The 21,296-nt window shown below is 39.4% G+C and carries 20 protein-coding genes; 2 read left to right on the top strand and 18 right to left on the bottom strand.

Going from position 1 to position 21,296, the window contains the following annotated elements; all coding sequences use genetic code 11:
- Positions 1 to 159: 159 nt before the first annotated feature.
- The 16 genes from JMN32_RS16915 to JMN32_RS16840 all read right to left on the bottom strand — a co-directional run bounded on the left by JMN32_RS16915 (position 160) and on the right by JMN32_RS16840 (position 13,554).
- Positions 160 to 471, bottom strand: a complete 312-nt coding sequence (locus tag JMN32_RS16915; RefSeq protein WP_202857543.1) for a hypothetical protein — start codon at positions 469 to 471, stop codon at positions 160 to 162.
- A gap of 7 nt (positions 472 to 478) precedes the next feature.
- Positions 479 to 1,738 carry a hypothetical protein gene (locus JMN32_RS16910; protein ID WP_202857542.1) on the bottom strand — a complete coding sequence of 420 codons (1,260 nt, stop codon included), beginning with the start codon at positions 1,736 to 1,738 and terminating at the stop codon, positions 479 to 481.
- A gap of 16 nt (positions 1,739 to 1,754) precedes the next feature.
- Entirely contained in the window at positions 1,755 to 1,979 is a 225-nt protein-coding gene (locus JMN32_RS16905; RefSeq protein WP_202857541.1) for a hypothetical protein, read from the bottom strand.
- A gap of 277 nt (positions 1,980 to 2,256) precedes the next feature.
- Entirely contained in the window at positions 2,257 to 2,967 is a 711-nt protein-coding gene (locus JMN32_RS16900; RefSeq protein WP_202857540.1) for a hypothetical protein, read from the bottom strand.
- Between the two features lie 71 nt (positions 2,968 to 3,038).
- Positions 3,039 to 3,266 carry a hypothetical protein gene (locus tag JMN32_RS16895; protein ID WP_202857539.1) on the bottom strand — a complete coding sequence of 76 codons (228 nt, stop codon included), beginning with the start codon at positions 3,264 to 3,266 and terminating at the stop codon, positions 3,039 to 3,041.
- A 6-nt stretch (positions 3,267 to 3,272) separates the two neighbouring features.
- A complete protein-coding gene (locus JMN32_RS16890) occupies positions 3,273 to 4,271 on the bottom strand; it encodes a beta-ketoacyl-ACP synthase III (protein ID WP_202857538.1) in 999 nt (332 codons plus the stop codon).
- A gap of 336 nt (positions 4,272 to 4,607) precedes the next feature.
- The gene (locus tag JMN32_RS16885; protein ID WP_202857537.1) at positions 4,608 to 5,300 is read right to left on the bottom strand and encodes a lycopene cyclase domain-containing protein; all 693 of its coding nucleotides are present in this window, start codon (positions 5,298 to 5,300) and stop codon (positions 4,608 to 4,610) included.
- A gap of 53 nt (positions 5,301 to 5,353) precedes the next feature.
- Entirely contained in the window at positions 5,354 to 5,821 is a 468-nt protein-coding gene (locus tag JMN32_RS16880) for a sterol desaturase family protein (protein ID WP_202857536.1), read from the bottom strand.
- Between the two features lie 13 nt (positions 5,822 to 5,834).
- A complete protein-coding gene (locus JMN32_RS16875; RefSeq protein WP_202857535.1) occupies positions 5,835 to 6,311 on the bottom strand; it encodes an SRPBCC family protein in 477 nt (158 codons plus the stop codon).
- Positions 6,312 to 6,337: 26 nt separating this feature from the next.
- Complete coding sequence (locus tag JMN32_RS16870) at positions 6,338 to 7,783, bottom strand: SDR family oxidoreductase (protein WP_202857534.1); 1,446 nt, start codon at positions 7,781 to 7,783, stop codon at positions 6,338 to 6,340.
- The gene (locus JMN32_RS16865) at positions 7,780 to 9,081 is read right to left on the bottom strand and encodes a cryptochrome/photolyase family protein (protein WP_202857533.1); all 1,302 of its coding nucleotides are present in this window, start codon (positions 9,079 to 9,081) and stop codon (positions 7,780 to 7,782) included. The genes JMN32_RS16870 and JMN32_RS16865 overlap by 4 nt, the downstream gene beginning before the upstream one ends.
- 82 nt (positions 9,082 to 9,163) lie before the next feature.
- Complete coding sequence (gene idi / locus JMN32_RS16860; protein WP_202857532.1) at positions 9,164 to 9,685, bottom strand: isopentenyl-diphosphate Delta-isomerase; 522 nt, start codon at positions 9,683 to 9,685, stop codon at positions 9,164 to 9,166.
- A gap of 2 nt (positions 9,686 to 9,687) precedes the next feature.
- Positions 9,688 to 10,524: a phytoene/squalene synthase family protein gene (locus JMN32_RS16855; RefSeq protein WP_202857531.1), complete on the bottom strand. Its 837-nt coding sequence runs from the start codon at positions 10,522 to 10,524 to the stop codon at positions 9,688 to 9,690.
- A 3-nt stretch (positions 10,525 to 10,527) separates the two neighbouring features.
- Positions 10,528 to 12,003, bottom strand: coding sequence for a phytoene desaturase family protein (locus tag JMN32_RS16850; RefSeq protein ID WP_202857530.1), 1,476 nt, complete (start codon positions 12,001 to 12,003; stop codon positions 10,528 to 10,530).
- 1 nt (position 12,004) lies between these two features.
- Positions 12,005 to 12,511 carry an RNA polymerase sigma factor gene (locus tag JMN32_RS16845; RefSeq protein WP_202857529.1) on the bottom strand — a complete coding sequence of 169 codons (507 nt, stop codon included), beginning with the start codon at positions 12,509 to 12,511 and terminating at the stop codon, positions 12,005 to 12,007.
- 158 nt (positions 12,512 to 12,669) lie between these two features.
- Positions 12,670 to 13,554: a MerR family transcriptional regulator gene (locus JMN32_RS16840; RefSeq protein WP_202857528.1), complete on the bottom strand. Its 885-nt coding sequence runs from the start codon at positions 13,552 to 13,554 to the stop codon at positions 12,670 to 12,672.
- A gap of 556 nt (positions 13,555 to 14,110) precedes the next feature.
- Here JMN32_RS16840 and JMN32_RS16835 point away from each other — a divergent pair.
- The gene (locus JMN32_RS16835) at positions 14,111 to 16,381 is read left to right on the top strand and encodes a GEVED domain-containing protein (protein WP_202857527.1); all 2,271 of its coding nucleotides are present in this window, start codon (positions 14,111 to 14,113) and stop codon (positions 16,379 to 16,381) included.
- Positions 16,382 to 16,809: 428 nt separating this feature from the next.
- On the top strand, positions 16,810 to 19,347 hold the full coding sequence (locus JMN32_RS16830) for a fibronectin type III domain-containing protein (protein WP_202857526.1): 2,538 nt from the start codon (positions 16,810 to 16,812) through the stop codon (positions 19,345 to 19,347).
- Positions 19,348 to 19,537: 190 nt separating this feature from the next.
- On the opposite strand, the gene JMN32_RS16825 is transcribed toward JMN32_RS16830, so the two are convergent.
- Complete coding sequence (locus tag JMN32_RS16825) at positions 19,538 to 20,164, bottom strand: class I SAM-dependent DNA methyltransferase (RefSeq protein ID WP_202857525.1); 627 nt, start codon at positions 20,162 to 20,164, stop codon at positions 19,538 to 19,540.
- Between the two features lie 202 nt (positions 20,165 to 20,366).
- Positions 20,367 to 21,296 (bottom strand): NAD(+) diphosphatase, encoded by a 930-nt coding sequence (gene nudC / locus JMN32_RS16820; RefSeq protein WP_202857524.1) that lies wholly within the window; start codon positions 21,294 to 21,296, stop codon positions 20,367 to 20,369.

Below are 21,296 nucleotides of genomic sequence, written 5' to 3'. Positions count from 1 at the left end.
GAGCCAATTTGGTTTTAGGACGAAAGGGGGGATGTTTAGTGTTGTGGACTGGCAGGTACTCAATTTACATTTACCATTACTCCGAATTAAACGTTAGTTACATTGTTTGTTGAAAGGGACTACACTTCTTGTGCAGTCCTTTTGCCGTTTAAGTAGGGATCAGGTCGGTTTTGAAGTAAACCATTCAATTATAGTGTCTTCCAAAACTTTCTTGAGTTCAGGGTATTGTTTACTTACAGTAAGGTACAGTTGTTTATCTGAAACTGTACCACTAATTTCAATTTGATCGTCAAAAGAAATTTTGAAGGTATCTCGAAACTGAGGTGAATATTCTGATAATTTATTCACCTCAATAAAACCGAGAAGGCTTAGCTTATCCATCAGGATAGCATCTATAGGTGCATTTAGTGTATAACAATACCGATAGAACCTTCTGCAATTTCTAATTTCTTTGCATTGAAATACCTTCATATATGTCCTAGCCTTTAACAGCCTCAATCAGGTCAAATTCATCTCCGAGTGCTCTGCATTTCAATTGTTTTGCTTTAAAGAACTCTGGCTTGTTGCTAATTTCTCTATATAAATTTTCATCTAATGTAACCGGAGTTCGTCCGGGAAGATCAAGCACATATACCAGGTTCATAAGACCAGCAACTCCTCCGGATGCAAGGAATGAAATAGGGATTGAAGGTTTCTCTTTATATCTGCCCAGGTATGCGTTAGCCTCATACCCTCCGGTGATTTTCATGATAATCTTTTCATCAGTCAGTTCCTGTATTTCCCAAAAACCCCAACCAAATGAATTAACTACGGCTGTTATACCATGAATCCAATCCTCTTTACTTGATAGCATAGGTTTGATCATAGCATTCCATTCGTTGGATTGCATAATACCTCCAAAGGTGTTGAATGCACAAACATGTCCGGCTTCCGTCATTAATTCTTTGGCTATTTCAATTTGATCTATACCCATTTGAGTAGTAAATAGATCTAAAAAGCCATATGAAATGTTGCAATAATAATTGGCGTAATGTCTAGTGAGTAACACACCAAAAGCGTCTATAAGACCTGTATTTTCAGCGCCTTCTAATGGCATATTAGTAAGAGCTTGACGTATTGCGGTATAGTCTACTTTTGTTGTGTCAGGTTGAATCAGTGAGTGTAGCTGGTAGTTGCCTTCTTGCTGGGAAGCAATCAGTTTATTTTTTCTATTATTTGACCTAATGATTGTGAAACGACTTATTTCATCTCCTTTACCAATACATAAATCCTGATTAGCTTCAAGTGAGCCGAGCTCCATATCGTAAATAGCTTCTATTGCGCCAGCTAAATAGCCACAAGTGAAATATGAAACAGGCTTCTTATTTATTCCAAATTTGGATTTAAACGCTACTCCATAATGATCAGATGAGGTTTCTACTACTCCTCCTGTTGCATCAATCCCTTTCAGGTCTATCTTACCAAAACCGGCAAATTTGAAATAGTCTTCCACAGCTTTTTTTCGCTCTTCTTCGTTTAAGGAATTTGATCCGTAAAAAGCTTTAAATTGAGTGTGTGCAATTTCCTGGGCGCTATCTGCAAGTAGAGTTTCTATTCCGTCTATATAACTGGACGCATCAAGCAAAACAGCCTGGAGGTAGCTGTTATAATGATGACAATGAAAGATTGCAGGTTCGCCTGCTGCAACATAGGCATTTCTATCTGGGTAAAATTCCCCTCTTAATATTTTTATTGACATGACTTCAAAGGTTAAGTTAGTTCAAAAATTCTGATGGTAAAGATTCATTATACAGTGTATTGACTGCAGTGTTGATTGCTGCCATCAGGTCACGATCTATTTGCATGCTATCAGTGATTGCGTGTAGGAAAATTCCTCTTTTATTAAACTCAGGAAGTAAACGCATCTGAATTCTTTGCCATGCCATTGAAGTTATTTTTTGGTTGAGATAATTTTTAACATCTCCAATAGTTGTTTGCATTTTAGTAACTTGTTAAGTTAAACTTAAGTGGATAGTAAAACCACCTTATTATTTACAATTTACAGTTTTTATTTTACGGTTTATATACTTTGTAGGAGGACAAATTGGGAGACATTTTAATTTTATTCCGTAAATGTCTGAAAAAGAGCGTTTGAGATAGGCGTCAGATAGCAAAAAAAAGTTGGCGAGGTGATTGTAGGAAAAGGCTAATCGGAAATACTGATAATAAAAATGGGCAGCCCAAAGCTGCCCATTTAAAGAAAGGTACATTTGATTATTATATAAATGAGTTGTAATAATCAAATATTTTTACCAGATCCATTTCCCTGTTAAACTTTAGCTTATTTTCTTTTGTGAAGCTTTCAATATCATTTCCCTTATTACCAAAGATTTCTTGGTTTTTTTTGAAAGATGATCCCGTTATTTTGTGTGCTTTTTTATTGATCACAACATAATAATCAACCTTTTTTAGAATCGTCTTATTACGGTTTCCCATATCAATAGCTGCTACATAAGTAGGGTCTTTTACTTCTATGTAGGGTACACCAATAAGCAATAACTTGTCCTCATAGAAAATCTGAGCAATTGATTTTGGTAAAATTTTGTTAGCATCATCAATAAGGGAGGTATTAATATAGCTTTCTACTACGTTATTTTGGTTTCTGTATGAAAATGTCTTCAATACGGGAAGGGTGCAGACCTTGGTTTTGTTATCATTCTCAATTTCAAGTATATGGTTTTTCAGATCATACCTCAATGGAAAATTTTTGTATAACTTATCGCTATTGGTAATTGTAAAATCTCCAATCAACCAGCTCTCATTCAGGTAAAAGCTCCCTTCTACTCCTGGAGGAGGTAAAGGAAGTTCATTGATAATCTGTCCTGGGTTAACATTTCTATCCAGAATCGATATTTCTTGGTTGGTTGACTGTGAAGAGGCTATGGTATATACCAAAGTGAATAGCATGGCCATTAAAAAGGTTCTCATAGGTACTGGTTTAAGTTTAAAAATTGAATTTAGAACTGATTGATCCGTAGTAAAAAATTCAACTTTGATGGTTAAAACTTATCCGGAGTCTGAATTATTTTGAGTACCACTTCATGTGGGTCGCCATCATTATCTTCCAGAAATAGTTTTACGAGAGGGTTGTCCTCTGTAATTCTATTTTCAATTTTTACAATTTTGGTGCCAGAAGATAATTGCTTCTGCAGGTTTTCCTGCATGTTTTCGATAGCCTGGGCTATTTGCACTTCCAAAGTACTGGGATTGTATGTTGAAGTCTTCATAAAATATTACCATTTAATAAGTGAAGAGGCCCAAGTAAACCCACTACCAAAAGCTGCCACACAGATCAAATCACCATCTTTTATTTTTCCTTCACCCCAGGCTTCGCTCATAGCAATCGGAATGGAGCCGGCAGTAGTATTTCCATACCTCATTATGTTATTATACACCTTTTCGTCAGCTAATCCAAGCTTTTGCTGGATGTAATTGCTAATTCTTAGATTAGCCTGATGAGGTATCAATAAGTCTATATCATCCTTGGTTAAGTTGTTGGCTTCCAGGGCTTCCATGATTACTTCGTGGAAACGCACAATGGCATGCTTAAATACCATGTTACCATTCATATGAACTTTGAATGTAGACGTATCAAGTATTTGTTCTGGTTGTCTTTCTTCATGAGGGCGACTGCTGCCCGGGTCTTTTACATAAAGCTCTTCAGCGTAACGACCATCGGAGTGCAAGTGTGATGATAGAATACCCGGTTGATCTGATGGCTGTAAAATAACTGCTCCGGCACCATCACCGAAGATCACCGCTGTACCCCGGCCCCGGGTGGTCAGGTCAAGAGCAGTGGATTGAATCTCAGCGCCTATTACCAGTATATTCTTATACATTCCTGTTTTGATAAACTGGTCTGCGGTAGAAAGTGCATAAATAAAGCCAGAACAGGCATTTCTGATATCCAAGGCCCCTATGGACTCCAGTCCAAGCTCACGCTGTAATAGCACACCTGAACCAGGGAAGAAGTAGTCAGGGGTGATGGTAGCCAACACAATAAAATCTATATCCTCAACCTTTAAATTGGCTCGTTCAAGGGCCATATGGGCTGCTTTGGCAGACATATTGGCTACGGTATCTGTTTTAGGGTCAATAAATCTCCTTTCCTTAATACCGGTTCTCTCGATGATCCATTCATTGTTTGTGTCCATTAACTTGGATAGGTCATCGTTAGTGACAACCCTTTCTGGTACGTAATGACCAACTCCAGCAATTTTTGAATAGTGCATTTATATAATTTTTTTAAGCATCAAATATAACCAAAATAAACTAATGTTAGTTAGGTTACCAAGTACTCTGCCAAAAGCCTGATCTTGGACTATGGTATCTATAAAATTCATCAGAAATAATATCTATCAAGTTTGTTCTTGTAGCTCTTTAGGATGAGGCTGACAGAACAATATAATAGCTTAGTATAGCTTACTGATTTTAATGCAAAGTGACTATAGGTCTGTTTGCTGTTTTGTTAGCAGCATTGTTGCTTTTTTGATCACTATTGGTTATTTACTCCACCGGAGCAGATATGATGATCGCTGTGGATACACTGAGGAATGAGTAAGTTTGTATTACCTGGGTTTGTTTTCTAATTCTTCAAATAACGTTACGTTCATCAAAAGTAGTAGCATCCCATAAAAAGTATCTTCAACCGGAATAGTACCCATTCGGATGCCTAAATTTTCGCTGTTGTTATACCAAACTACCTGATCTTCAATAAATGATCCGGTTAGTATACCGTTGATAAGGAAAAAGGGGATGAGTATGAATATAAAACTGAAATAGAATCTGCCAAGATATGCAGACTTAAGAATAAAGACATGTACTAATAAAAAGGCACATAGTGCAAAAAATGTAGCAGAGGTATATGCACGATCGACATTGATTACGGCTATCAAAAAGGACATGACAATAAGTGCCCAGGTGATGGATGACGCATATTTACCCAAGTAATCATGCTTAAAAAGGTATTTAAAACTGAAGTATGTAAATACGCAGGCGTAGGGGATACAGATAAAGAATAACCACTCTTCTACTGGAAGATTAGCGATATCGACCCCTGTCAGATATGTTTCATTAAAGCCCCATATACCCCACTTAGTAAAATATACATCCCAAAGAATAAAAATTGTTCCCGGTACAGCTATAGCAGGCATGAGGTATTGCCATTTTTTTGAAAAGTTGGCCCTAGGGTAAAAACTAAAAGCTAGTGGTACTGCTATGGCCAGCGAATTAAGTAAAAGGTATAGGTAATGAGAATCCATTGCTATGGCAGTTTAAAAAGCATGCTTCTAAAAATATAACCGATAGTTTATAACTATTTGATTTTTTGAATTTTATATTTTTTAGGAGCATAAAGGAAACCGAAGGCTTCACAACCTTCTTTTGAGTGCTTTTTGTGATGAATATAGTGGGCATTGATCATGCGATTTAGGTATTTGCTCCTTTTTTTAGGGCGCCATTTGATGCGTTGATGGACTATCACATCGTGAAAAACAAAATAGAATGCACCATAGCCAAATATTCCTATTCCTGCTGAAAGCAAGTAAGGGGAGTAGTAAATCAGGGTGGAGTAGTAAATCAGGCTGATGCTTGGCAGACTAAAGACAACGGCGAAAAGATCGTTCTTTTCCAGCTTATGCTTATGTTTTTTGTGATGCGACTGATGCCAGACCCATAAAAAGCCATGCATAATATATTTATGAGTAAACCATGCCACAAACTCCATAAACAGGAAAGTGGCAATAACGATCGATGCGCAAATTAGAATTGTTGATATTTCCATATTTCCACCTTATTTAAACGATTACGGCCCTGTTTTGAAAGTAGTTTTGTAGCACTTTGTGCCTGTAATCAAAGATAGCTTTTACCTCTTTTCCAACAAAGATGCTATTGGCCAACCTGCCAATAATACCAAAAGGGATGGCGTAGTTCACTTCATCTATCATTTCTACACCATCCTTGACTTCCCTGAAATGGTGCTGATGATGCCAAAGAGCATAGGGACCGAATCTTTGCTCATCAACAAAGTAGTATGGTTCCCTAACATGTGTAATCTCCGTTACCCAGTCAACCTGCATAGCTGGTAAAATGTTCACCTTGTAACAAATGATCTGCCCGGGGTACATTCTTTCATTCCCCGAAGAATATCGTATTCTGAACCCCATACGCTCTGGGGTTATTTCCTTTAAGTTCTTGGGAGTCGAAAAGAACTTCCATGCCTCAGATAAGGAGATTGGTAAATACTGGGTTCTTTTGAGGTTATATATTTTCATATGTCTTTTTTCAATTATCCACTTCGCTAAACTTTCACAATCCTGGAGGCCATACCCGGGAAAATGAGAAAATGAAAAGGCAATACACAATACCAGTAAATGCGTCCCCAAATGCCCAAAGGTCTGAAAGTAGCTTTTTGCGTCAATAGCTTTTTTCCTTCAGTCTCTTTGATATGAAACTCCAGCCATGCCTCTCCGGGAAGCTTCATTTCTGCATATAGCAAAAGCTTGCGATCCTTTTCGCTGGCTAGCAGTACACGCCAAAAATCAAGAGCATCACCAGCCTTTAGGTCAGTGGGACTCCTTCGGCCTCGTCTTAGGCCTACACCACCAACCGCTTTGTCCAGAAAGCCGCGAATTTCCCAAAGGAAGTTCCCATAATACCAGCCATTGATTCCTCCAATAGCCCAGAGCTTTTTTCTCACTTTCTGGATATCTGCATCGAATTCAACTGTCCTGATATCGTTAAAACACCCGTGTCGTGGTACTTCAATGAAATTCCTGAAACTATGGTTCATTCCCTCATTGGCAATGGCATCCTTCCAGCTGGAAACAACATTCTTTTGGCTGATTCTGCTGAAAGCCATCTCCAGTGCTTCATGGTAGGAGTATTTTTTGATATGCACATGCTCATCTATATTGCCAAGTTTGGCTACCACATCATGACGCATACTATCTACCAGATTTCTGGCCAGTGGATAGGAAGTGGACGTAACAAAATATAGCCATAAAGATGATAGCTTGGGAGAAAGTACAGGTACTGTAATAATGAGCCTTTTCAGTTTTCTTACAGTGGCATATTCCATGAGCATTTGCTTGTAGGATAATATGTCCGGTCCCCCAATATCATATACCCGGTCATAAGTTTTTTTGTTATCAAGAACTCCAGTCAAATACTGGATTACATTACGGATGCTGATGGGTTGACATTTAGTTTTAAGCCATTTAGGAGCTATCATAATGGGCAGTTTCTCCACCAGATCCCTGATGATCTCAAAGGAAGCACTTCCCGAACCTATAATAATTGCAGCCCTTAAAACAGTCAATGGCTTTTCTGAAGTTTTAAGGAAACCTTCTACATTTTTTCTGGAACTCAGGTGTTCTGAAAGCTTATCGTCATTGACTATACCACTAAGATAGATGATCTGTCGGGCTGAAGTACCCTTGAGGTATGTCGCAAAGTTTAGTGCGGTATTTCTTTCCGCTACGGAAAAACCAGCATAGGAACTACTCATGGAATGTACCATGTAGTAGGCAATATCAATATCCTTGGGTAGATCGTATAGTGTTTCCTTTTTTTCAAGATCCGCCTCTATAACGGTTACCTGTTTCAGGAATTCTTCATCAAAATCTTCCCAGTCAAACCTGCGCTTATCGCGGACGAGACATACAACATGATGACCTTCGTCTACTAATACAGGGAGTAGCCGCCTTCCAATATACCCCGTTGAACCTGTGAGAAGAATTTTCATGAGTCTAAAGCCTCTTTGTAGGTTTGGATAGCCCTTTCTCGAGCTTGCTTATGCTCGACAATAGGTCTTGGGTAGTTAAGCTCTTGAAATTCAGGTACCCATTGTCTGATGTATTTCAGTTCAGGATCAAATCTTTTGGTTTGCAATTCAGGGTTAAATACTCTGAAATATGGTGCCGCATCTACACCAGTACCGGCAGCCCATTGCCAGCCCCCATTGTTGGAAGCCAGTTCATAGTCTAATAACTTTTTCGCAAAATAAGCCTCTCCCCAACGCCAGTCTATTAGCAAGTGCTTAGTAAGAAAGCTGGCTACGATCATTCGTACCCGGTTATGCATGTGTCCTGTGGTGTTAAGCTCGCGCATTCCGGCATCTACAATGGGGTAGCCCGTTTGACCGTTGCACCAGGCTTCAAACTCCTTTTCGTTATTGCGCCAGTTGAGCTTATTATATTTCGTTTGAAAATTCTCAACCACAACTCTTGGAAAATGCCAGAGTATCATCTGATAAAACTCTCGCCAGATGAGTTCATTGAGGAAAACCTTACTCTTTTTTCTGGCATCATTTGCAATCTTTCTTATACTAACCGTACCAAAACGCAGGTGAACGCCCAAGCGCGATGTGCCATCCATAGAAGGAAAATCCCGATGCTCTTCATAATGTTTTAGGGTAGTATCAGCTAAGCTAGCAGGTGGAATTTCTATTCTTGTAGGCTTAAAGTCTATTTGTTCGAGGCTAAGAGGCTCGTTAAATCTTTTTTTGATAAAGTTCTTAAAAAGCAGGGCAGATGGCACCGGGTCATAATTTTTGTCTGAAATAGTGTTGTGCCACTGCCTGCTATAAGGAGTAAATACCACATAAGGGTCGCCATTTTCTTTCAGTACTTCATTTTTCTCAAGTAGCACTTGATCTTTATAAGTGTTGAATGTTATGCCATGCCCGTTGAATAAAGAAGCCACTTTTTTATCCCTGTCAAGAGCGTAGGGTTCATAGTCATGGTTGGTGTAAACCTTGGTGATCTGGTATTCCTGGATCAGTTTTTTCCAAATTTCGATAGGTGCGCCATATTTCACCAAAAGTGAGCTGCCTTTGCTTTTGAGCAGGTTATTTATAGATATGATTTGCTGATGAATAAACGATACGCGAGGATCATGCCTGTCTTCCAGTTGGTTGAGAATATTGGTGTCAAAAATAAACAGAGGGAGTACAGGCTGGTCATCAATTAATGCATGGTACAGCCCCATGTTGTCATCCAGCCGTAAATCTCTTCTGAACCAAAAGATGTTTATCGAATCCATTTTAAACTACTTTGTTATCAATCTCACTCTAATGGGCTCCGCGTCTTGTGTAAAAAATGAGAACATCCTAATGTCCCGATTCCTATGCCACCTCCAGTTTTATATGAGGTGTTATGTTGTCAATGATTATTTTAAACCAATGGGTATAGTTATCCGCGTTGATTTCCATATCTGCTTTTAAGCTTTTCAGATCTATATATTTCCAGTCTTCTACTTCATCTCTATTGATGACAGGTTTGCCATCGAATATGCCGGTAAATATATGATCAAGCTCATGCTCAATAAGCTGGTTATCCAGCGGGGTTTTATATATGAACTTGTAAAGATATTCTGGTTGAAGGTCTATACCCATTTCCTCCATCAATCTTCTTTTTGCGGCCTCGTGAAGGGGTTCTGAAGGCCTGGGATGACTGCAACAAGTATTTGTCCACAGACCACCCGAATGGTATTTATTGACATCTCGTTTATGAATAAGTAATTCCCCCCTTGAGTTGAATATGAGTATTGAAAACGCTCTATGTAGAAGCCCTTTTTTGTGGGCCTCAAGCTTTTCCATTCTACCAATCTCTCGATCTTGTGAGTCTACCAATACAACTTCTTCCATGCTCAAATCAGATTAAGTCTATGTTTTAAATACGAGTAAAAAAGTATGGAAAACTTTTTCTGGTTAGGTATCCTGATCCGCTTTTCCATTACATTAGAAGAAGGTGTTCTTCTAATTTTATTAAAGAGTGTGTAATAATAAACATAAGCCAGATAAACCCCAAAACGGGCTGACCGCGGCAATTGTTTAATCCCTTTAAAGCCCATTTTAAAATCACTTTCAATGCTTTTTTCTATTTCAGCTTTGCTTGGTTCATCAAAACGGTCCATGTTCAGTCCGGGGAAATAGGTCCGTCCCATGTGCTTATAGTCATCACGGAGATCTCGTAGAAAGTTAATCTTTTGAAAAGCAGAGCCTAGTTTCATCGCGTAGGGTTTCAGTCGGTCATACTCGGCTTTGTCTCCTTCGCAAAATACTTTTAAGCACATAAGGCCAACAACTTCTGCAGAACCCAGAATGTATGTTTTAAAACTATCATTATTATGGGTGGTTTTGCCCAGGTCCATACGCATGCTGTAAAGAAACTGCTCTATCAACTCTCTGTCAATATTATATTTGTTGACAGCAAATTGAAAGCTGTTAAGAATAGGGTTGAGGCTTATACCTTCTTCAATGGCCAGGTAGGTGTCCTTTTCAAACCGGTCCAGCAGTTGCGGTTTATCATAATCATGAAAAGTATCTACGATCTCATCTGCAAACCTAACAAAGCCATATATCGCACATATGGGGTTGCGCAGCTTTGCGTCAAGGCATTTAATAGCCAATGAAAAGGAAGTACTGTACGATTGAGTTGCAAGATAACTACACTTTGTTGAAACCTTATCATAGAGCTCTTTCATAGGTTAATGTAATTGGTTGATAATTTCACTTGCTACTACCTGTCCTGAAATAATAGACGGAGGAACTCCAGGTCCGGGTACTGTAAGCTGTCCTGTATAAAATAAGTTCTGTACTTTTCGATTGTTTATTGACGGCTTCAATATGGCCGTTTGCTTTAATGTATTTGCCAGCCCGTAAGCATTTCCTTTGAAGGCATGATAGTCTTCAATGAAGTTGCTGTGGGCATAGCTTCTTTTATATATTATATGTTCCTTGATGGATTCTCCCGTCAAACTTTCCATTCGTGAAATAGTAAGATTAAAATAGCGCTCCCTTACTTCATCATTATCCTCCAGCCCGGGAGCTACCGGGATCAGTATAAATACATTTTCCATACCTTCGGGTGCACACCCTTTGTCGGTTTTTGATGCTATACAGGTGTAAAAGAGAGGTTTGTGCGGCCATCTCGGGGTTACATAGATATCTTTGGCGTGTTGCTCAAACTCTTCATCGAAGAAGAGGTTATGGTGAAGCAGGTTTTTAAGCTTTTTGTTGATCCCTAAATAAAATATCAAAGAGGAGGGAGCCATATCCCGCTTGTTCCAGTATTTTTCGTCATACTTACGGTAATTTTTGGGCAATAGATTTTGCTCTATATGATGATAATCCGCGCCACCAATAATGTAGTCGTGTATATACTCAGTACTATTGACAATAAGGCTTTTAGCTTTTGAGCCTTCCATAACAATAGATGAAACCGGTGAATTGTATTTGAATTCAACTCCGAGAGACTCTGCCAGGGAAACCATACCTTCAACAATCTTAAACATACCGCCTTTAGGATACCATGTGCCCAAGGCAATATCTGCATAATTCATCAGGCTATATAAAGCAGGTGTTTTAGAAGGCATAGCCCCCAAAAAGAGAATGGGGAACTCCAGAAGTTGGATAAGTCTGGGGTTTGTGAAGTGTTTTCTGATGTATGAGGCAATAGATTGAAAGACGTGAAGTTTGAATATCCCCAGAAGCAAGCGCTTATCGATAAACTCCTTAACAGACCTGCCAGGTTTATAGACCAGATCATTGATACCCACTTCATATTTGTAGGCGGCTTCCTTTAGAAATAATTTTAATTGCCTGGAGCTCCCTGGTTCAAGTTTTTCAAATAAGGCGTAAATATCATCAGGAGCCGTGGGAATATCTACAACATCATTTTGGTCAAAAAGAACTTTATAGGATGGGTCTAATCTTATTAGGTCATAATAGTCAGAGGTTGATTTACCAAATCGGTTAAAAAACTTCTCGAAGACATCTGGCATCCAATACCAACTTGGTCCCATATCGAAAGTAAAGCCATCAGCTTCAAACTTTCTTGCCCTTCCTCCCGGAGATTCGTTTTTTTCGTAAACGGTTACGGTACAGCCTGCTTTTGCAAGACAGCAGGCTGCAGAGATGCCCGCAAAACCTGCTCCGATAATGGCAATATTCGTTTTTGTCATATTAGGTGCTATAAGCCACTAGTTTTTTTTGTATTTCCTTTCGGGCATGGAATATCCTGTTTTTTACAGTCCCAATCGGAATTTCCAGAGAGTCTGCTATTTCATGATATTTATACCCATCAACATGCATTTTAAAAGGAATCAATAAATCACTTTTAACATCATTCATACAGTTAACAATGTCTTTATATTCATATGATGAATCCGGTGAGTTAAAAGTATGGCTGTCAGCTACATTAAGATAATATAGTTCCTTGGTATCATCATGAGTGGTTCTTGCACGTTGCGCTTTTCTGTAATTATTTATAAAGGTGTTTCTCATGATGGTATATAGCCAACCTTTGAGGTTGGTATTCTGCTTGAATTTATCTCGATAGGTAAGGGCCTTGAGTACGGTGTCTTGTATCAGGTCTTCTGACTCCTCTTGATCTTTTGTGAATCTTCTGGTAAATAATTCTAAGGTGTCTTTCAGGGAGGCAATTCTATGGTTGAATTCTATTGCAGTCATATCTGTTTAATAATTTTAATTAAACGTTAAACAAAAATAAATTAATTAACTGATTTTGTCAATGTTTGTCTAATATTTACTTTTGATGATTAGACAATATCATTTACGCTTCAGGTGATATTCTGAATAGATGAAAAATCATGCTAGAATTATGTCGCTTAGGACTGAAGCCTGAATATGTTCCTCAAATCCTTAGCGTTTTGGAAAATATGAGTGTTTTTGGTGTTTTTAACTCCAAGGTCAAAAACAGGTTTGCCAGTTATATAGAGTTCAGTATTGTGGAATTTTTCCGACAGTAGGGTAATAAATTCCTCGAGGCTTTCACCTTTCGGATAGTAAGTGATGCAGGTGATGAGGTATTTTGGTCTTAGCTCGCTGACTACCTTTTCCAGGTCGTTAAGAGGAACGGCTTGTCCTAAATAAAAGGTTTTGTATCCTGCTTTTTTTAGTAAATAATTGAAAAAGAGCAGAGCGATCTCATGTAATTCTTCTTCAGGGAGAAATAAGACAACTTTTTCTGCATCTTTTTGGCTATTTATAGTGAGACCATCAATGGCCACTATTACTTTTTGTTTAACAAGGTTAGAGATAAAATGTTCCTGAATAGGAGAAATGTTATCAGAAAGCCATAAAATGCCTATTTTTTCCAGAAAGGGATATATGATGTCTATCATAGTTTTCTCAAAACCAAATCTTACGATGTAGCTTGAAAGAAGCTTGTCGAATTTGCCTTCATCCAGTTCTATCATGCAAATGGTGAGTTCATCTATAAGCAGTTCGAAGTCAGACTCTTCGCTGCTAAGCTCTGCCACCTTCTGGTACATCTCGCTGGTCGAAAGAGATGCTATTTTTGAGATTTTGTGCCCATGATTGTTGAGAATAGAGATGTTAAGTATCTTTTTCAGATCATCGTCAGAATAATAACGAATGTTAGTAGGAGTCCTTTTAGGCGTAATGACTTTATAGCGTTTTTCCCATATACGTATGGTGTGGGCTTTAATGCCTGAAAGTTTTTCAAGTTCCTTTATCGAATATTTCCCCATTTATTCTCTTGTCTTGCCTTAGAACATTAATGATAATATTTTGTTTCAAACATTGTTGTTTGGATTCAGGCATAATACTGATTTAAGTAAAGGTGTCCTTATAGTCGGGTTTAAGAAAAGTATCGCAATATATATGATGGTATAGTCGTTGGCAAATAATTTTTCATTAAACAACTTGATGACACATTCTTTACGTTCAAAGCGTTCTTTTGGTCTGAATTATTTCTGCGTGACCCATTTGCTGTCGATTTTTACTTGCCCGGCTAGTTGTTTACCAACTTATATAGACAAATTGAGTATGAACAATACTGTATTAATTTAGAATTAAGAATAAAATTTTTGTTTTATCTGAAATGTTAAAATTTTATTTTGATTCTGAGTGTATATTTTTGTAAATAGCGCGTCGTATTAATTCTCGGATCAATCAGCAGTTGATATCAGTCTTTTAAAAGTTTTAAAGAACGCCCCACCCTTAAGCTGTTGAGTTGAAATTGATACATACCCCATATAATTAAATCAACCATTTTAATTATTTCTAAACCTAAAAACCAATTGTATGTTGAAACATTTACTTGTTTTTTTCATGGCATTGTGTAGTACGTATTCTACTTATGCACAAGTGGGGCCTGTGAGAAAATGCGCAGCTCAGGAAGTATTTGAGGAGCAAAATAGCAATCCGAAAATTGCAGAGAGGAGAAATCTGATTGAGCAACACACCAGAGATTTTTTACGAAGAAAAGATAAGGGAATAGGGCAGGCAAGAACAGGTGTACTCACTATCCCTGTAATTGTACATGTTATTTATAGTAATGCTCAGGAGAACATTAGCGATGCACAGATTCAGTCTCAGATCGATGTTTTGAATGAGGATTACCGTAAGGTGAACAGTGATGTAAGTGGAGTACCTTCAGAGTTTACTGCTACTGATATGCAAATCCAGTTTTCCCTGTCTCAGATTACCAGAAAGTCGAGTACCAGAACATCTTGGGGCACAAATGATGCTATGAAAAGATCATCTCAGGGAGGTGTAGATCCTGTAGATCCCGCGCATAATATGAATATGTGGATCTGTAACATAGGCAATGATATTCTTGGGTATGCTCAATTTCCGGGAGGGCCTGCGGCCACTGATGGCGTTGTTTTTTCTCCACAATTCTGTGGTAGCCGGGATAAGCAGCCGGCAGGAGAGACTTTCTATCTAAGTGCGCCTTTTGATAAAGGCCGTACAGCAACCCATGAAGTAGGTCACTATCTTAACCTGAGACATATCTGGGGAGACGGTGACTGTAGTGTTGATGACTTTGTGTCTGACACTCCCACAGCGACAGCTCCTAATTATAATTGTCCAAGTTACCCTTCAAAATCATGCAGTAGCAATGGAGGTTTTACCAGTGACATGTTCATGAACTACATGGACTATGTTAATGATGCTTGTATGTTCATGTTTACTGCTGGCCAGAAAGCCCGAGTAGACGCTGTTCTGGAGCCGGGCGGTGCAAGAGCAGAACTGGGCTCCTCTACAGGAGGATGTTCTTTGGCAGCGCCTTCAGGGGTGGCTTCCTCAAATATTGGAGATAACGGCTTTACGCTTTCCTGGAACGCTGTTTCCGGAGCGGTTTCTTATGACGTAAATGTAGGCGGAACGGTAACTACAGTTTCAGGTACTTCAAGAACCTTGACCGGGCTTACTGCGGGTACAGCCTATACGTGTAAGGTAAGAGCTAATTGTGATAGTGGCAATGGAGCATATTCTTCTTCAATCACAGTGACTACAACAGGTGGTAGCTGTGCTGTCGGTCCTGTTACTTTGACGCTTGTGCTTGATAATTATCCTTCTGAAACAAGCTGGACGGTAATATCAGGTGGGAGCACTGTTGCTTCGGGTAGTGGTTATAATAAAAAAGGCGATACGATTACAGAGACATTTAATGTTGGAGGAGGCGCATATACATTTACCATCAATGACTCTTATGGTGATGGTATTTGTTGCTCGAATGGCAATGGATCTTATACTTTGAGAGATGCCAATAACAATGTAATTGCAACAGGAGGAGACTTCGGTTCTTCAGAGTCTGTAAATTATTGTACTGAGGGCAATGATACCTCTGCACCTGTTTATTGTAATTCAAAGGGTAATAGCACTAGTGATGAATGGATACAAAGTGTGCAGATAGGAAGCATTAATAATAACTCTGGCTCAAATGGTGGATATGCTGATTTTACTTCACTGTCAACCTCAGTAAACCCAGGTTCAAGCTATAACATTACTATCACGCCGGCATGGGCAGGCACTGTTTATAGTGAAGCTTATACTGTTTGGGTAGATTATAATCAGGATGGTGATTTTGCTGATCCAGGAGAGCAGGTTTACAGCAGAAATAAAACCACTTCGACTTCTATAAGCGGAAGTTTCACTGTTCCTTCAAGTGCGCTTTCTGGTGCAACCCGAATGAGAGTTTCTATGAAATATAATGGCAACTCTACATCTTGTGAAATATTTAGCTATGGTGAAGTAGAGGATTACACCATAGTTGTAGGCGGGACGGCTAGGTCTGTTCAGGTTGCTGAGAAGTCCGATGTGGGACTGTACCCTAACCCTGCATATACTACCCATGCTACAGTTCGTTTCTCTATAGCTGGAGACAGTCAGGATGTCGATTTAACTGTCTTCGATTCGATGGGCCGCTCCGTCTATCGCCAAATCATTTCTCAGGTAAGCGGATCACATGATGAAACCATTGATATTAGTAGCCTGGAGAAAGGTCTGTATCATGTGGTGATCAGAGGAAGAGATATTAATCATACTAAGAAATTATTAGTGAAATAATTAGGGGAAAATGATTCAGTTAGGGCTGCGCAGTTAGGGCTGGGCAGCTTTTTTTTTATATACCAGTTCAGTTTCATGCCGAGGCACTATAATATCGTTCTAATGAAGCTAACATGATTGATGGTAACATGATTTATTTTGTTTGGAGAGTAAGTTATTTAAACTGCTAGTATGAATAATTCTGTAAAAAATTGAGTGACATGAATAAAGTTTCCATTTATTTCAAAATGTTGAAATTTTCTTTTGATTTCAAGGATATATTTTTGTAAATAGCGGAACTAATTCTTGAATCGATCTTTAAATGACATCAATCTTAGGAAGTTTTAAAGAAGTACCCTCTCTTTACATCTCTAGTCAGAAGGTGGATGTTATTTCATACATTACAATCCAAAATAGTAATCCATTAATTAACCTAAACCATAAATTGCATGTTAAAACGTTTACTAATTACCTGCATGGTTCTATGCAGCGTATATTCTACTTATGCGCAAGTAGGACCAGTCAGAAACTGTGCTGCTCAGGAATTGCTTGAGAAGCAAAATGACAACCCCAAGATTGCTGAGAAAAGAAAGCAAATCGAACAACACACCAGGGAATTTTTACAAAGAAAAAGCAAGGGAATGGCTCAAGCCAGAACCGGAGTACTTACTATCCCTGTAATTGTACATGTTATCTATAGTAATTCTCAGGAGAACATTAGCGATGCTCAGATCCAGTCTCAGATTGATGTTTTGAATGAAGATTTTCGCAAACTGAATAGCGATGTGAGTGGTGTGCCTGCAGAATTTACTGCTACTGATATGCAGATTGAATTCTCTTTATCTCAGATCACTAGAAAATCTAGCACAAGAACCTCATGGGGAACTAACGATGATATGAAAAAATCATCTCAAGGTGGTGTAGATCCAATAGACCCTGCTCATAACATGAACATGTGGATCTGTAACATTGGTGGCGGTATCTTAGGATACGCTCAGTTTCCTGGTGGTCCGGCATCTACTGACGGTGTAGTATTCTCACCTCAGTACTGTGGTAGCAAAGATAAAGAGCCTGTTGGTGAAACATTTTACCTGAGTGCTCCTTTTGACAAAGGTCGTACTGCAACTCACGAAGTAGGTCACTACCTTAACCTGAGACACATCTGGGGAGACGGTAACTGTAATGTTGATGACTTTGTATCAGATACTCCAACTGCATCAGCTCCTAACTACGGATGCCCTAACTACCCTTCAAAATCTTGTACTAACAATGGAGGTTTTACTAGCGATATGTTCATGAACTACATGGACTATGTTGATGATGCTTGTATGTTTATGTTTACTGCAGGCCAGAAGGCTAGAGTAGATGCTATCTTTGAGCCAGGTGGTGCAAGAGAAAATCTTGGTTCTTCTACTGGAGGATGTTCTTTGGCAGCACCTTCAGGGTTGGCTTCATCAAATATTGCAGATAATAGTTTTACACTTTCATGGAACGCTGTTTCAGGAGCAGCTTCTTACGATGTAAGTGTAGGTGGTACTGTAACTACAGTTGCAGGTACTTCAAGAACTTTTACTGGCCTTACAGCAGGTACAGCTTATGCATGTAAAGTAAGAGCTAACTGCGCAAGTGGCAGTGGCGCATACTCTTCAGAAATCACTGTAACAACAACTGGCAGCAACTGCTACGCAGGTCCGGTTACTTTAACTTTAGTGTTTGATGACTACCCTGCAGAGACCAGCTGGTCTGTAACTTCAGGTGGTAGCACTGTAGCTTCTGGTAGTGGTTACTCTACAAAAGGTGCTACAATAACAGAAACTTTTAATGTTGGAGCTGGTGCTTACACATTTACTATCAACGACTCATACGGTGACGGTATCTGCTGCTCATATGGTAACGGATCATACACTTTGAGAGATGCGAGCAACAACGTAATAGCTACAGGTGGAAGCTTCGGTTCTTCAGAATCTGTAAACTATTGTACTGAAGGTAGTGGTTCTGATACGCAGGCTCCTACTGCTCCTGGTAACCTTTCTGCATCAGGTGTAACTCAAACTTCAGCAACTGTATCATGGACAGCGTCAACTGACAATGTTGGTGTAACGGGATATGATGTGTATGTGAATGGATCATTGAACGGATCTACAACTTCTACATCAAGTACAATTACCGGACTTACTGCCAGCACTACTTATACTATTGCTGTAAGAGCTAAGGATGCTGCTGGAAATGAGTCTCCTGCTAGCTCAGTGAGTGTTACTACACTTTCTAATAGCATCACATACTGCGATTCAAAAGGAAACAATACTAGCGATGAGTGGATTCAAAGTGTACAGATTGGAAGCATTAACAATAACTCTGGTTCAAACGGAGGTTATGCTGACTTCACTTCACAGTCAACTTCAGTGAGTAAAGGTTCTAGCTACACTATAACAATAACTCCAGCATGGGCAGGAACTGTTTACAGAGAAGCTTATGGTGTATGGATCGATTACAATCAGGATGGTGACTTTGCTGATGCCGGTGAGCAGGTATATAGCAGAAGCAGAACAAATGCTTCATCAGTAAGTGGAAGCTTTACTATTCCTTCAAGTGCTCTTTCAGGTGCTACAAGAATGAGAGTTTCTATGAAATATAATGCAGATCCTACATCTTGTGAGACATTCACTTATGGTGAAGTAGAAGATTATACAGTAGTGGTTGGCGGATCTGCAAGATCAGTTCAGGCTGCTGATATGTCTGATATTGGATTATTCCCTAACCCTGCATTTACTTACACTACTGTTCATTTCTCAGTAGCCGGAGATGTTCAGGATGTTGATTTAAGCATCTTTGATGCAATGGGACGTTCTGTTTATAAGCAAACTATATCTCAAGTAAGTGGATCGCACGACGAGACTATTGATATCAGTAGCTTGAAAAAAGGACTGTATCATGTTGTGATCAGAGGAAAAGACATGAACCAAACTAAGAAGTTATTGGTGAAATAATCACCTTAAGAATATAAGTAGTAGTAGTTATGAGGGCCGTATTGTAAGATACGGCCCTTGTTTTTTTCTGATTGGTGGAGAAACGGAAACAGCGGTTACTTCTTTATTAAAGTATCTCCTGTTGTGGATCAGGTCGAAACTCAACAGCGGGTGAGTTTAGTTGTTCAGAGCTTTTAAGGGTGCTCTCATTCTAGATTTTTCTAAAAACAAAAGACACTAGGCGAGGTATTTCATTTTGTCTGTCAGTATCAAACCACTCATCTACTTCCGTTAGCGAGAACCCTTGCTTTCCTGCTGCTTTTATAAAGTCAGACAAGTGGTGAGTGAAACACTTCAGCACCACCAGGCGCTCATCTGTCTCGTACCTGGCTTTACTTCCGGAGTATTGTTTAAAGGGATGTAGTTCACAGATGTAAAAAAGCCCACCATTTGCCAGAGCGATATTAGCTTGTTTGAAGATGAAATCGAGATGTTCGATATGCTCAAGTACGAGACTGGAGACAATAAGGTCTGCAGGTTGGGGCAGTTCAGGCCAACTTTGAGTGAGATCAACTTGTTGAAAAGTTACATTTGTATCGCTTACTTTCTTGCGAGCCTTATCCATCATTTCTTCAGAAAGATCGAAAGCTGTTAAGTTGTTGGTGAGGGATGCAAGCCAGCGAGTATTCTTTCCAGTTCCACATCCTGCTTCTAATATGTGATTGAATTTACGTCCGGTTAGTATCTTTCTTAGCACTTCAGCTTCCAGGTCTCTGGTCTTATTCGCTACAGTATCATAAGTAGCTGCCCAGTTGTTATATCCTTCTTGGTTATTCATTTTAACACTCTTCAAAGATTAGTAAATAATTATTGACAGGTTGTTACCTCACATAGAACGGAATGGCGATAGGTTTGTTCCAGACAGTTGTGTGATGGGATGTATATTCCTTTACGTTTTGCGGTTGTTCAAACGCAAAATTCCTAAAAAACCTTGCAGGGTTTATGGTCATGAACTGCTCAGGTTTATAAACTTAAGAAGTTTAACTGATGTTTTTATAAATCCAGTTTTCTATAAGAAAACGTGCGATGGAGTCTGTCTTTGATAAGCTGAATTTTTTAGCTTTAGAGGCGTCCAGCAATTCTTTGGCCGTAAACCAGGCTGCGTTAGGAACTTCATCCTTATCCAGCGTGAATTTTAGAGAGTCACTTTTTGCGGTAAATCCGATCATGATTGAAGCAGGAAAAGGCCAGGGTTGAGAGGCCACATAGCGGATATCTTTTACGACAAGCCCAACCTCTTCCATCATTTCTCTTTCTACAGCACCTTCCAGCGTCTCACCCGGTTCTACAAAGCCTGCCAGTGTTGTACAGAATCTGCCCGAAGGCGTATCATGAACACCCAATAGGCATACTGGATCGCCATGTTCAGGGATATGCTCTATAAGTGTGATGATAGCTGGGTCAAGTCGGGGAAAGCACATGGTCTTGCAGGCTTCATTAGCACATTCTCTTGCATGGCCACCCTGTATCACCGCTGACCGAGACCCGCAGTGGCTGCAAAATGCATGTGACTTGTGCCATTGCATTAGTCCTCTGGCGTAGGCAGCCAATGATGCCTGCTCCTGTGATAGTTGGGGAGCTACCTTTCGTAAATCCTGAAATTCACCGATACCCACCAGTTGTGATGCTTCTTCTAATTCATGACAGGAAAGGTCTGCAGCAAATATTGGCCTGTCATTGTCTAGTCCGAGAAATATGGTTTCAGAGGCCGCTGAAAAAACATGTTCGGATTGCCGGAGCAAGAGGTAGCCAAGACTTGAGTGGTCTGCAGATAATAGGCTCTTGCTACGCCAATAGGGCATAAGTAAGGCTTGTGGTGATTTCAGCTGACCGGAGAGCCAGACCTCATCTTTTCTAAGGTTTCCTGCTCTGTCAATTTGGTTGTGGCAATAATATAATTTCATTTCCAT

This window comes from Fulvivirga marina (assembly GCF_016775155.1).
Classification (GTDB): domain Bacteria; phylum Bacteroidota; class Bacteroidia; order Cytophagales; family Cyclobacteriaceae; genus Fulvivirga; species Fulvivirga marina.
This window is presented reverse-complemented; position numbering and strand designations above follow the sequence as displayed.